The sequence below is a fragment of the Ruminococcus sp. 1001713B170207_170306_F1 genome (genome assembly GCF_015668065.1).
Lineage (GTDB): Bacteria > Bacillota > Clostridia > Lachnospirales > Lachnospiraceae > Blautia_A > Blautia_A faecis.
This window is the reverse complement of sequence record NZ_JADPEX010000001.1, coordinates 354,908-367,715: the sequence shown is the minus strand read 5'-3', so window position 1 is coordinate 367,715 and position 12,808 is coordinate 354,908. Positions and strand designations below refer to the sequence as shown.

Sequence of the window (12,808 nt, the reverse complement as noted above, 5' to 3'; positions counted from 1 at the left end):
ACAGGAGGAAAAGTAAAAGTAAACATATATGCAGCAGACCAGCTGACAAACGGAAACCAGTCCGAGGGAATCCAGGCACTGATGAACGGAGACCCGGTACAGATTTCCATGCATTCCAACCTGATCTATTCTGCATTTGACCCAAGATTTAACGTAGTTTCCCTGCCGTTTATTTATGACTCTGTAGAAGATGCAGATGCTAAGTTTGACGGTGAGGCTGGTGAGAAATTAAAAGAAATTCTTGGTGAGTACGGACTCCATTGCATGGGTATTGCAGAGAACGGTTTCCGTGAACTGACCAACAGTGTCCGCGAAGTAAAATCTGTGGATGATATGAAAAACCTGAAAATCCGTGTTGCCGGTTCCAACCTTCTTATGGAATGCTATAAGAAATGGGGCGCAGATGCAACCAACCTGAACTGGTCTGAGACTTACACAGCCCTTCAGCAGAACACAGTTGAGGGTCAGGAGAACCCGCTTCCTGCAATTGACGCAGCCAGTGTACAGGAGGTTCAGCCATACTGCTCCATGTGGGATGCCATCTATGACTGCCTGTTCTTCTGTATCAACCAGGAGATTTATGATGGTCTTACACCGGAACAGCAGGCTGTTGTAGACGAGGCAGGACAGAAAGCCGTAGAGTACGAACGTTACATCAACCGCTCCGGTGATGAAGAGATCATGAACCGCTGGAAAGACAAAAACGGCGTTACCTTCACTGCAAAAGAGGATATGGACATTGAGTCCTTTAAGGAAGCTGTTGACGGTGTAGATGAGTGGTTCATTGAGGAATTGAAATCCCAGGGATACGAGGATGCAGAAGAGCTGGTAGAGGCATTTACCGGAATTGGCGATTACAGTGACCTTGGCTGGGAGGAGACTACCTGGAATTTTGCATGCTCCACAACTGAGACTTCTACCTGGGCTGATGGCGGCCGCAAGTTCGGCGAGCTGATGGAAAAAGCTACAGGAGGAAAAGTAAAAGTAAACATATATGCAGCAGACCAGCTGACAAACGGAAACCAGTCCGAGGGAATCCAGGCACTGATGAACGGAGACCCGGTACAGATTTCCATGCATTCCAACCTGATTTATTCTGCATTTGATCCGAGATTTAACGTAGTCTCCCTGCCGTTTATTTATGATTCTGTGGAAGACGCAGATACCAAGTTTGACGGTGAGGCAGGAGAGAAGATGAAGGAAATCCTCAGTGAGTATGGACTGCATTGCATGGGTATTGCGGAGAACGGCTTCCGTGAACTGACCAACAGTGTGCGTGAAGTAAAATCGGTGGACGATATGAAGAACCTGAAAGTCCGTGTTGCAGGCTCCAATCTTCTTATGGAATGCTATAAGAGATGGGGGGCAGATGCAACCAACCTGAACTGGTCCGAGACTTACACAGCCCTTCAGCAGAACACCGTAGAGGGAGAGGAGAATCCGCTTCCTGCAATCGACGCAGCCAGTGTACAGGAGGTTCAGCCATACTGCTCCATGTGGGATGCCATCTATGACTGTCTGTTCTTCTGTATCAATCAGGATATCTATGATGGCCTTACACCAGAGCAGCAGGCTGTTGTAGACAAGGCTGGAAGAATGGCTGTTGAGTATGAGCGTTACATCAACCGCTCCGGTGCCAATGAGATCATGAACCGCTGGGAAGAGAAAAATGGCGTTACCTTTACCGCAAAAGAGGATATGGATATTGATTCCTTTAAAGAGGCGGTAGAAGGCGTAGACCAGTGGTTTGTAGAAGAACTGAAAAACCAGGGATATGACGATGGTCAGGAACTGGTGGATGCATTTAAGTAAGACAGCATAAGCATGTATCAATTTGATACATGTGTCTCATAAATTGAACAGTGCCCTATAGAAAACACCTCCCGGAATGTGAGTAACCAACATATTCCGGGAGGTGTTTTTGGCCTGTCTTACAGTAATCCAGTGATCCTGAGAGAGCACCACACCAGCAGCAGGGCCATGATTCCATTCATCAGCTTATAATGACTGCTGTAAAATCTTTTCAGTACATTTCCCGCAAATGCCCAGATTAGATTTCCCAGGGCTCCAAGAAACATCAGATATACAGCGAAGCAAAACAGTATAGGAACCCTTTCCTCATAGGGCAGAATATAAGCGGAAAACATGGTCAGCCCATAGATGATGATCTTTACATTTATCAGCTGCAGGAAAAATCCCATCAGCCAGGTTGGCTTTTTGTCCTGGACATTGTCAGAGGGCGGAATCCTGCGCCAGGTCTGCCAGGCAAGATAGAGTACATAAGCTGCGCCTAGATATTTCATAACCGGCTGGATCCCTGGAATGATTTTCCCAAGAGTACTGCAGAACAGTCCGGAAAGACACATCAAAGTGAGAGATCCGCTCCAGATTCCGGTCATAAAGCGGATATTACCGGAAATGCCGTATTTGCTGGCTGTGGACAGCAAAAGAATATTATTGGGACCAGGCGACCAGACGGTAAGGATGGCAGACAGGGTCATTTCTATGAAGACAGATAAAGGCATGGGACTTCCTCCTTGGGTAAGTTTAAACATCTGAGCTACGAAAAGAAAGGCGCAACATACAAAACGCTATGTGTTCGTAAAACCTACACAAAATATGATTTTTAATAATAACACAAAAATATCGGATTGTATATAAGAGGATAACGATCGCAATCGAAATTCGGTTAAATGTTTGTTAAATTCGTGCAAAATGGGAATGATTATGTTATAATGCAGAAAATAATATAAATATAAAAAAATAGAATTTGCTTTTAACAGAAAAAATGCTTTAAGTTTGAAAATAATAGTACGTGAGGAGGACGTGTTTATGCTGAAAACCTGGATCCCGGAGGAGATTCCGGAAAAAGAGGAGTTGAAGAAACGGATTAAAGAAGCTGGCGAGAAGCTGTATCAGCAGCAGATGAAGCTGAAAGAACACAAGCTGCCTGTGCTGGTACTTTTTGAAGGCTGGGGTGCATCTGGCAAAGGTACCACAATCGGCAGAGTGATCAAATACATTGATCCCCGTTTCTTTAAAGTAGCAACCATGTCAAAGCCTACAGAGGATGAACTGCGCAGACCATTTCTGTACCGGTATTTCAATCAGATTCCGGAAGCCGGCAAATTTACCTTTCTGGATTCTGGCTGGATGGAGCAGACCTGCAAAGACTGTCTGAATGGTCTGGAAGAAGAGGATTATGCAAAGCGGATCGACAGCATCAAACATTTCGAGCGACAGCTCACAGACAACGGTTATCTGGTTCTGAAATTTTTCATGCAGATTGACAAAAAAGAGCAGACCAGACGTATTGAGAAGCTTAACAAAGAGCAGGATACAAAATGGCGTGTGGATGCCTTTGACAAGTGGCAGAACGAACATTACAAACATTGCCAGAAGGTTTTCGACCGCTATCTGACAGATACGAATACTTCTATTGCACCATGGTATATTATTGATGCAAAAGACCGCAACTTCGTAGAACTTCAGGTTCTTGAAATAATGGTAAATAACATTGAGGTAGCCTTGCAGAACAGCACACACAGCGCACCGCTTCTCCCAAACATTTTTCCGCTTGAGAAAATGCCGAAGCTTTCGGAAATCGAACTGACAGACAAGGTGATCGAGGATGAAGAATACAAGAAAGAGCTGAAGCATCTCCAGAAGAAGCTGGGCGAACTGCATAACCGTCTGTACCGCAAGCGTGTGCCGGTGATCATTACTTATGAAGGCTGGGACGCAGCCGGAAAAGGAGGCAATATTAAGCGGATCACAGAAGCCCTTGATCCCCGTGGCTTTGAGGTCCATCCAATCGCCAGCCCGGAACCTCACGAAAAGGCGCGTCATTACCTCTGGCGCTTCTGGACCAGATTGCCCAAAGACGGTCACATTGCCATCTTCGACCGCACCTGGTACGGCCGCGTAATGGTAGAGCGTCTGGAAGGCTTCTGCAGCGAGAACGACTGGAAACGTGCTTACAACGAGATTAATGAATTCGAGAAGGAGCTGTCCGACTGGGGTGCCGTGATCATCAAATTCTGGGTCCAGATCGACAAAGACACCCAGCTGGCCCGCTTCACCGACCGCCAGAACAACCCTGAAAAACAGTGGAAGATCACCGACGAAGACTGGCGCAACCGCGAAAAATGGGATGCTTATGAAGGGGCCGTAGATGAAATGCTTGCCAAGACAAGCACTGCCTATGCACCGTGGCATATCCTGGAATCTGTAGATAAGAAGTATGCGAGAATTAAAGCTCTTAAAATTGTAATAAAAGAATTGGAAAAGGCATTAGAGCGTACTTGAAAAATCATTCCCGCAATCTGCACGCCCCACTTTGCGGTATATTTTGCCCGAATTCGGTTGCCGTAGCCCGCTACGGCGCCCTCATCCGGACAAAATCTCCCACAAATTGTGACGCACATCTTGCAGAAGGCCTTTTTCAAACGTATTCTGGAATAGAAGCATAATAAGCAAAATCGCTGGCCAACAACCAGCGATTTTGCAATATATTCATACAGCAGACCATTTAAGGGGCGGATTTCGTGATGCCGGGATCCATGATTTCCGTCACGCTCTCAGATAATTCCGCATGGTTTTAAGTGCATTCTTTTCCAACCGGCTGACCTGTGCCTGGGAAATCCCGATTTCCTGGGCCACCTCCATCTGGGTTTTGCCCTCGTAAAAACGCAGATCAATAATATGCCGTTCCCGCTTATTCAGCCGGTTTATAGCTTCCCGGAGGGACAGATTTTCCACCCAGGTCTCCTCCTTGTTTTTCTTATCGCTGATTTGGTCCATCACATAAAGCGTATCCCCGCCTTCCGTATAAACCGGTTCAAAAAGTGACACCGGATTCTGTATCGCATCCATAGCATATACGATCATCTCTTTATTTATCCCTATTTCGCTGGCAATTTCCGCAATGGTAGGCTCCCTCAGATTTGTTTTCATATAGGTTTCTTTTGCATAAATTGCTCGATAAGCAATATCCCGCAGAGACCGGCTCACCCGGATACTGTTATTGTCACGAAGATACCTTCGTATCTCTCCAATGATCATAGGCACTGCATAAGTGGAAAATTTTACATTCAATGTAGTGTCAAAATTATCAATTGCTTTTATAAGCCCAATGCAGCCAATCTGAAAAAGATCGTCCATATTTTCGCTGCTGTTGGAAAAACGCTTGATCACGCTGAGAACCAGCCGCAGATTTCCTTTGATATAAAGTTCCCTGGCTTCTTCATCACCCTCCTTGATCCTGCGAAAAAGCTCTTCTTTTTCTTCTGCCTTCAGTACCGGAAGCTTCGATGTATTGACTCCGCAAATTTCAACTTTGTTAAGTGCCATTATTTGAATCCTCCTTTTGTGCATCGCGAAGCGTGCTGCTGAGAACGAAGTGAACAGTAACAATGATTCTCACGTGGGAGGATAAATATTCTTTTTTCGGGAAAATATAAAAATTATTGCCCCTTGACAATTGGGAAAATAGAATTAAGCCTTTTTACAGCAATACTTTTCATCAATTTCTACCAGGATAATGTCATCTCCGATCTGCCGGATACAATTCCATGGAATTATATATTCACTTCCGGCTCCCCAGAAACAAAAGCAGAAACTGCCAGGTCCGGGAACCACAAGGGCGGTAATACATCCGGTTTCACAGTTAAATTCCACATCCACCGGACAGCCAAGTGTACGGCAGGTACAGATATTGATCACTTCTTTTTGCTTTAATTCGCAAATACGCATGAAAAGCACCTGTTTTTTATGATATTATGCAAAAAGTCTGAAAATATGTATGGAGTTTATTGACATACTTTCTATGATTAAAGTATAATAAGAAATAAGTAATTCAGTCCGTTTTATGTTACTGAGCAAACAGAAAAGAGGAAAGTCTGCTGCCCGGATTGTATGGCAGAAGGGGAGACATGAGGAAGGGGAAATAAATACATGAGATGTCCATACTGTAATCAGGATAATACAAGAGTAGTAGATTCAAGACCAGTGGAAGAGACCAATTCCATAAGACGCAGAAGACTGTGCGATTCCTGTGGAAGAAGATTTACCACTTATGAGAACGTGGAGACAATCCCGTTAACCGTAATCAAGAAGAATCTGAACCGTGAGCAGTACGACCGCAATAAACTGATCAATGGTGTCCGCCGCGCCTGCTACAAACGTCCCATTGCCAGTGATAAGCTGGAAGCCATGATCGATGCCATAGAAGGCGACATCTTCAATGCCGAAGATAAAGAAATCTCCAGCACGAAAATCGGAGAAATCGTGATGAGCCATTTAAAAGATCTGGATTCGGTGGCGTATGTGCGATTCGCTTCTGTGTATCGGGAGTTTAAAGATGTCAGTACCTTTATGGATGAATTAAAGAAATTTTTAAATTAGAAAAATCCTCGCCAGAGAGCGGGGAAACCGGCTTCTGCTCCGGAATCGAAAATTATTCTAGGCATCTTTCCGGTCTTGAACCAGGACAGCCGCCCTATACACTTCTGGACTACTTTGGTGATGATTTCCTTCTTATTATTGATGAGTCTCACAAAACAGTTCCACAGGTAGGTGCCATGTCAGAAATCTCCATAAAAAATGTAGAATTGCTGTTTTTTACAGCTTTTCACTTTTTCTGCTGTAAACATTATCATTATGATTGCAACTCTACCCAAAACTTATTATAATAAGAATCATGAAAAGCAACACAGCAAGGAGAAACTTATGAAAAAGATCAAAAAACTGACATCCCTATTATTTTGCTGTCTGTTTTTATATCTGCTGGCATTTCCAGGACAGGTACAGGCAGCCTCTCTCACCCCTACTGCGCAAGATAACCTTAGTGTTAAATTAAGGCGTTCTTCTGACCTTATTTCTATTTCCAACGGCTATATGCGAGTATTCCGCAAAACAAACAGCGTCGGTATTGAATACTATGACAACAGCCTGCAGATTACAGACAAAAGAGAAATTCCCATGGAGCTTCCTTTATGGGGTGGTTTTTATGCAGGATCTGATGGATATTACCTGGTAGAGGGACAAAATAACACCGCCGAAGATAATTCCGCCGAGGTTATCCGTGTCATCCGATATGATACAAACTGGAATCGCAGCGGTGCGGCTTCCATTACAAGCAATCCGGATTTATTTGGAGGAGAGGTTCGTTATCCATTCGATTACGGATGTGTGGAAATGACAGAAACCAACGGAACTCTCTATATTGTAACCGGTCATGAAGGCTATGTAGATGAATCTGTTGGACAGGGACATCAGGGATTCCTTATGATTGCCGTTGACCAGGCTTCCATGACCGGAAAGATCGTAAGCTGTGATCTGTGGCACTCCTTTGCCCAGTATATCAAATCGCAGTCCTCTTATCTGTATGTTCTGGAGCAAAGCGAGGGTTCCCGCTGTACCCAACTTTCCAGATACGACAGTTCCACCCTTGATAAAAAAACTATCGAGCTTCTTCCTTATGGTGGTTCCCGTACTTCCGTATGGGCACTGAACTGCTACGCAAGCGTAGATGGTATGGCTGTTTCTGCTGACAGTGTACTGTGTATCGGAACGACCATCGACCAGTCCCAGTATGACAATGTGACAAGTGACACTCCTCATAATATTTACCTTACAATTACTCCTGTTTCCGATTTTTCAAAAGAAGCAACCTCTGTAAAATACCTTACCAACTACACTGGCAATGGAAAGAGTTTTATGGGGGTAAAGATCACTCCAATCACAGAAAACCGTTTCATGATTTCCTGGGAAGAATATGAAAATACAGACGATTCTTCGTCAGAAAATTACGCAGCTGCTGATGATTCGCTTTCTTCCAGTACTCTTCATTACCTCTTTGTTGATGGTAAGGGAAATGTACTTAGCAGGGAATACACCACTGCTGCGCCCGTATCCGACTGCCAGCCTGTCGTTAAAGATTCCAAGGTTGTTTACTACGCCTCCAATGCCAATACTGTTAATTTTTACTCTATTGATGCAAATGACGGCACAGCCTCCAAAAAGATTTACCGTACTGCAGGTGAAAATGCTACCTGGGATTTTGCAAATGGTGTTCTCACCATTTCCGGTCAGGGTGCACTTAATATCTCCACGGATGAAAACGATCGTTTCCCCGTTTCTTCCACTCAGGGCGGCTACAGTTTCTGGAGCGGCACGGCATGGAAGTCCATGAAAAATCAGGTAAAAAAAATAGTTATAAAATCCGGGATTACCAGTATTTCAGAAAATGCATTTAATTATCTGCCCAATCTGAAGGAAGTCGTAATTGAAAACGGTGTCCACACTATTGGAAAGGAAGCTTTTGCTTTCTGCTCTAATCTTGAAACAGTCACTCTGCCAGACAGCGTAATCAACATCGGGGATGACATTGTATGGGAAGGCTCCTACTGGTATTCCGGCGGTCATGTATACTACGCTACCATTTATGCCTCCCCTAACTCAGCTGCCATCACATATGCACGTAAGAACAACATTGGTTATGCCTGCGACCTTTCTCAGGCATCTGTAACCGGAGTTAAAGCGACTTATGCTTATACTGGAAAAGCTCTAAAACCAGTTCCAACTATTACTCTTGGAAAGCAAAAACTTATAGAAGGACAGGATTATAAAGTTACCTACAGCAATAACAAAAAAGTCGGAACTGCCACTGTAACCATTGCAGGCCAGAACAACTATTTTGGAACTATTACCTTAGATTTCCAGATTACCTCAAGTTCAAATAACAAAGATGATAAACCTCAGACTACAGTAGTGAAATCCTTCAGTGATTCTTACAATGTCTACACAGTTAATAAAAATGGTACCTCTGTTACTTTAAAGCGGTCAAAGTCCAAAGCCATCACGACTGCAGCAATTCCTTCCTCTGTGAAGGCAAACGGTCGGACCTATAAAGTCACAGCCATTGCTTCCGGAGCTTTCAAAAACTGCCGGAAGCTAAGACAAGTAACCATTGCCAGGAATATTTCTTCCATCGGCACCAGTGCTTTCCAGGGCTGCAGTGCTTTACGGACTGTAAAGATTGGCTCCAAAGTTTCTTCCATTGGCAAAAAAGCATTCTACGACTGCAAGGCCCTTACTTCTGTCAGCATTCAGTCCAAGAAGCTTACCTCCGGTACCGTAGGAAAAAGTGCTTTCACCAAAGCCGGCAGAAACAACTACAAGAAGCTGAAAGTAAAAGTACCAGCAAGCAAGCTTTCCGCCTACAAAAAGCTCTTCAAGAGTAAGGGACTTTCTGCAAAAGCAAAAATCAGTAAATAAGCCATTTTTCTTTATGAAGCAGCTGCCATATAACAAATGAAGCCGGTGTTTAAAAACACCGGCTCAGACTGTAGACAAACTTGGTGTTGGGGATTATGGCCAGCACCATTTTTCTTTTAAAACTTCTTTTCTTTTTATTTTCTTCAAAATCAACAAAAATCTGGCTGTGTTCCAACCTCGTTTTTCCAGAATCTTTGAAAAGATCTGCTCAAAAAGGTCTGTATCTTTGAAACGGCGGGTATAATTCTTTCCAAATGTAGAGAAATGAGGTACTGGATCTAACATGTCTAGTCCGAGAAACCAGCGGTATGCAACGTTTACCTCGATCTCTTTCATGGTCTGACGCATGCTTTTTATCCCATAGAGATACTGAATGAATGGTATCTTTATCAGCATGACGGTATCCATACTGGGACGACCGTTATCCGGACAGTATTTTTCGTCATCATAAAAAACACCGCCCTTCTGATATTCATTATAGCAGAAAAGCGGTTCCAACAATAGCAAAACCCTGCAAAAGCAGGGCTTTGTCTACAGTCTGAAATCCTCGCCAGAGAGCGGGGATTTTTTTCTGTATAAACAAGTATTAAATGGAATAAAAAAGACAGGCCGCAGCGGACCTGTCTTTTTGAAACTTCAGATGACAGAGAATCAGCAGATGCCCTGAGCTTTCATAGCATCTACAACTTTCTCAAATCCGGCGATGTTAGCACCGGCAACATAGTTGTCTTTCATACCATAACGCTTAGCAGCGTCATCAGCTTTGTGGAAGATGTCTACCATGATTCCATGAAGCTTCGCATCAACTTCCTCTGCTGTCCAGGAAAGTCTCATGGAGTTCTGGCTCATCTCAAGAGCAGAAGTAGCAACACCACCAGCGTTAGCTGCTTTACCAGGCATGAACAGAACACCGTTCTCTTGGAGATAAGTTGTAGCATCAAGAGTAGTAGGCATGTTCGCACCCTCAACTACATATTTGCAGCCGTTTGCAACAAGTGTCTTAGCACCATCAAGAGCAAGCTCGTTCTGGGTAGCACATGGAAGGTATACATCACATTTGATGTTCCAGATTCCGGTACCTTCTGTGTAAGAAGCACCCTCAACACGGTCTGCGTACTCTTTGATACGTCCACGTTTTACTTCTTTGATATCTTTCACAATGTCAAGCTTGATTCCTTCCGGATCATAAATATATCCGTTGGAGTCACACATAGCAACAACCTTGCCGCCAAGCTGCTGAGCTTTCTCTACAGCATAGATTGCAACGTTTCCGGATCCTGTTACGATGAATGTCTTTCCATCAATAGAATCGTTATGTGCTTTCATGATCTCATCAAGCATATAAACAACACCATATCCGGTAGCCTGTGTACGGATCAGAGATCCGCCGTAGGTAAGTCCTTTACCTGTGAGAACACCCTCGTATAATCCGCGGATTCTCTTGTACTGTCCGAATAAATAACCGATCTCACGTCCGCCTACACCGATATCACCAGCCGGAACATCAGTGTCAGCACCGATATATTTGGAAAGCTCTGTCATGAAGCTCTGGCAGAATGCCATAACCTCTCTGTCAGATTTGCCTTTCGGGTCAAAGTTGGAACCACCTTTACCACCACCGATTGGAAGTCCGGTAAGGGAGTTCTTAAATGTCTGCTCAAATCCAAGGAATTTTAAGATACCCTGGTTTACTGACGGATGGAAACGAAGACCACCCTTATAAGGTCCGATAGCGCTGTTAAACTGTACACGATATCCCTTGTTTACCTGAACAACGCCCTTGTCATCTACCCACGGAACGCGGAAGAAAATGATTCTTTCCGGCTCTACAAGACGCTCCAGAAGGGACATGCTGCGGTATTCTTCTTCATTTTTGTCAATTACGACCTTCAGGGAATCCAGAACTTCCTTTACTGCCTGGTGAAATTCAGGCTCACCTGGATTCTGTGCTACGACTCTTTCGTATACTTCTTCTGTGTAAGACATTGTAATTCCTCCTCATCCAGATAGGTGTAAAATTTTTTAACGACGCTATTATACACTAAAGTGCTAAAAATGAAAAGAGTTTTTTTCATATTTCCAAAAATTTCATTAAGGCTTGCGAAAATGAGCCAAATATGAGATGATAGATAGCAAGAAATACATTATGCCGGAGTAGGAAAAAGACAGATATAGATTTTTTTCCATATTAGATATGCCGGCCATAAGTAGTAAGATGAGGAGTGAAATAAATGAAAACATTCGAGAAGTCCAGTAAACTGGATAACGTACTTTATGATGTGCGAGGACCGGTAGTGGATGAAGCGGCCAGAATGGAAGAGGATGGAATGGAGATTCTGAAGCTGAATATCGGCAATCCATATCCATTTGGATTTTCTGCACCGCAGGAAGTAATTCTGGACATGCTGAGCAATATTCGTACCTCTCAGGGATATTCCGATTCCAAAGGAATCTTTTCCGCAAGAAAGGCCATTATGCAGTATGCCCAGCTTCGAGGAATTCCCGGGGTTACCATGAGTGATATTTATACAGGTAATGGTGTCAGTGAGCTGATCAATCTCTGTATGCAGGCACTTCTGGATAACGGGGATGAGATTCTGATCCCTGCACCGGATTATCCTTTGTGGACAGCTACTGCGACTCTGGCAGGTGGAAATGTAGTTCATTATATTTGTGATGAGCAGTCTGAATGGTATCCGGACATTGATGATATTAAGAGCAAGATCACAGACAAGACCAAAGCGATTGTTATCATTAATCCGAATAACCCTACAGGAGCAGTTTATCCCAAGGAGATCCTGGAGCAGATCGTGCAGATCGCAAGAGAGCACGAGCTGATCATTTTTTCAGATGAGATATACGACCGTCTGATCATGGATGGCTATAAGCATACTTCTATTGCATCCCTTGCACCAGACGTATTCTGCGTTACTTTTTCCGGACTTTCCAAGTCCCATATGATCGCTGGTTTCCGTATTGGATGGATGATCTTAAGTGGTGCCAAGAATAAGGCGAAGGGGTATATTGAAGGTATTAACATGCTTTCCTCCATGCGTCTTTGCTCCAATGTTCCGGCCCAGTCCATTGTACAGACTGCACTTGGTGGATACCAGAGTGTAAATGAGTACATTCAGCCAGGCGGAAGAGTTTATGAGCAGAGAGATTTTATCTACAAGGCACTCAATGACATTCCGGGAATCACAGCCGTAAAGCCCAAGGCTGCGTTCTATATTTTTCCGAAGATCGATACAGAAAAATTCAATATTCACAATGACGAGCAGTTTGCTCTTGATTTCTTACATGAGAAACAGGTGCTTCTGGTGCCGGGAAAGGGCTTTAACTGGAATTGTCCTGACCACTTCCGCGTAGTATATCTGCCGAATGTGCGTCAGCTGGAGAAGGCTATGGACAAGCTGAAGGATTTCTTGTCCACCTATAAACAGCGATAAGAAGATAATAAAACAATGGCAGTCACAGATTATCCATTTACAATGCCGGAGCAGAAGCATCCGCTTCTGACTCTGACAGC

General features: G+C 43.9%; 9 protein-coding genes and 3 pseudogenes. 6 read left to right on the top strand and 6 right to left on the bottom strand.

The genetic code is table 11. The annotated features are described in order from the left end of the window. The coding region (locus tag I4V84_RS01635) for a DctP family TRAP transporter solute-binding subunit (protein ID WP_195991107.1) at positions 1 to 1,812 on the top strand (1,812 nt) is incomplete at its 5' end. A gap of 119 nt (positions 1,813 to 1,931) precedes the next feature. Here I4V84_RS01635 and I4V84_RS01630 read toward each other — a convergent pair. Continuing rightward, positions 1,932 to 2,525 (bottom strand): LysE family transporter, encoded by a 594-nt coding sequence (locus I4V84_RS01630; RefSeq protein ID WP_195991106.1) that lies wholly within the window; start codon positions 2,523 to 2,525, stop codon positions 1,932 to 1,934. Positions 2,526 to 2,832: 307 nt separating this feature from the next. Here I4V84_RS01630 and pap point away from each other — a divergent pair, with 307 nt between their 5' ends. After that, complete coding sequence (pap, locus tag I4V84_RS01625; protein WP_173736625.1) at positions 2,833 to 4,308, top strand: polyphosphate:AMP phosphotransferase; 1,476 nt, start codon at positions 2,833 to 2,835, stop codon at positions 4,306 to 4,308. A 29-nt stretch (positions 4,309 to 4,337) separates the two neighbouring features. Here pap and I4V84_RS20240 read toward each other — a convergent pair. Next, positions 4,338 to 4,388 (bottom strand): annotated as a pseudogene (locus I4V84_RS20240) (DUF6783 domain-containing protein); the annotation flags it as partial. Here I4V84_RS20240 and I4V84_RS20235 point away from each other — a divergent pair. Continuing rightward, positions 4,365 to 4,472: pseudogene (locus I4V84_RS20235) on the top strand (DUF6783 domain-containing protein); the annotation flags it as partial. The pseudogenes I4V84_RS20240 and I4V84_RS20235 sit on opposite strands and share 24 nt — an antisense overlap. 100 nt (positions 4,473 to 4,572) lie before the next feature. On the opposite strand, the gene sigG reads toward I4V84_RS20235, so the two are convergent. Together sigG and I4V84_RS01615 are read right to left on the bottom strand one after the other, a co-directional pair. Next, the gene (gene sigG / locus I4V84_RS01620; protein WP_148461856.1) at positions 4,573 to 5,352 is read right to left on the bottom strand and encodes an RNA polymerase sporulation sigma factor SigG; all 780 of its coding nucleotides are present in this window, start codon (positions 5,350 to 5,352) and stop codon (positions 4,573 to 4,575) included. A gap of 144 nt (positions 5,353 to 5,496) precedes the next feature. Then, on the bottom strand, positions 5,497 to 5,754 hold the full coding sequence (locus I4V84_RS01615) for a YlmC/YmxH family sporulation protein (protein WP_118583926.1): 258 nt from the start codon (positions 5,752 to 5,754) through the stop codon (positions 5,497 to 5,499). A 201-nt stretch (positions 5,755 to 5,955) separates the two neighbouring features. Here I4V84_RS01615 and nrdR point away from each other — a divergent pair, with 201 nt between their 5' ends. Both nrdR and I4V84_RS01605 read left to right on the top strand, forming a co-directional pair. Then, positions 5,956 to 6,405, top strand: coding sequence for a transcriptional regulator NrdR (gene nrdR / locus I4V84_RS01610; protein WP_118583928.1), 450 nt, complete (start codon positions 5,956 to 5,958; stop codon positions 6,403 to 6,405). A 324-nt stretch (positions 6,406 to 6,729) separates the two neighbouring features. After that, a complete protein-coding gene (locus I4V84_RS01605) occupies positions 6,730 to 9,279 on the top strand; it encodes a leucine-rich repeat domain-containing protein (protein WP_173717101.1) in 2,550 nt (849 codons plus the stop codon). A 180-nt stretch (positions 9,280 to 9,459) separates the two neighbouring features. Here the strand turns inward: I4V84_RS01605 and I4V84_RS01600 are convergent. Beyond that, positions 9,460 to 9,723: pseudogene (locus tag I4V84_RS01600) on the bottom strand (transposase); the annotation flags it as partial. A gap of 207 nt (positions 9,724 to 9,930) precedes the next feature. Beyond that, on the bottom strand, positions 9,931 to 11,265 hold the full coding sequence (gdhA, locus tag I4V84_RS01595; RefSeq protein ID WP_195991105.1) for an NADP-specific glutamate dehydrogenase: 1,335 nt from the start codon (positions 11,263 to 11,265) through the stop codon (positions 9,931 to 9,933). A 245-nt stretch (positions 11,266 to 11,510) separates the two neighbouring features. Between gdhA and I4V84_RS01590 the strand changes: the two genes are divergently transcribed. Beyond that, positions 11,511 to 12,728, top strand: a complete 1,218-nt coding sequence (locus I4V84_RS01590) for an aminotransferase class I/II-fold pyridoxal phosphate-dependent enzyme (RefSeq protein ID WP_148461853.1) — start codon at positions 11,511 to 11,513, stop codon at positions 12,726 to 12,728. Positions 12,729 to 12,808 lie beyond the last annotated feature (80 nt).

Bases quoted from the DNA above. Each gene is read 5' to 3' on its own strand.
- I4V84_RS01615 (WP_118583926.1), bottom strand. From the start codon at position 5,754: ATGCGTATTTGCGAATTAAAGCAAAAAGAAGTGATCAATATCTGTACC.
- sigG (WP_148461856.1), bottom strand. From the start codon at position 5,352: ATGGCACTTAACAAAGTTGAAATTTGCGGAGTCAATACATCGAAGCTT.
- gdhA (WP_195991105.1), bottom strand. From the start codon at position 11,265: ATGTCTTACACAGAAGAAGTATACGAAAGAGTCGTAGCACAGAATCCA.
- pap (WP_173736625.1), top strand. From the start codon at position 2,833: ATGCTGAAAACCTGGATCCCGGAGGAGATTCCGGAAAAAGAGGAGTTG.
- I4V84_RS01590 (WP_148461853.1), top strand. From the start codon at position 11,511: ATGAAAACATTCGAGAAGTCCAGTAAACTGGATAACGTACTTTATGAT.
- nrdR (WP_118583928.1), top strand. From the start codon at position 5,956: ATGAGATGTCCATACTGTAATCAGGATAATACAAGAGTAGTAGATTCA.
- I4V84_RS01605 (WP_173717101.1), top strand. From the start codon at position 6,730: ATGAAAAAGATCAAAAAACTGACATCCCTATTATTTTGCTGTCTGTTT.
- I4V84_RS01630 (WP_195991106.1), bottom strand. From the start codon at position 2,525: ATGCCTTTATCTGTCTTCATAGAAATGACCCTGTCTGCCATCCTTACC.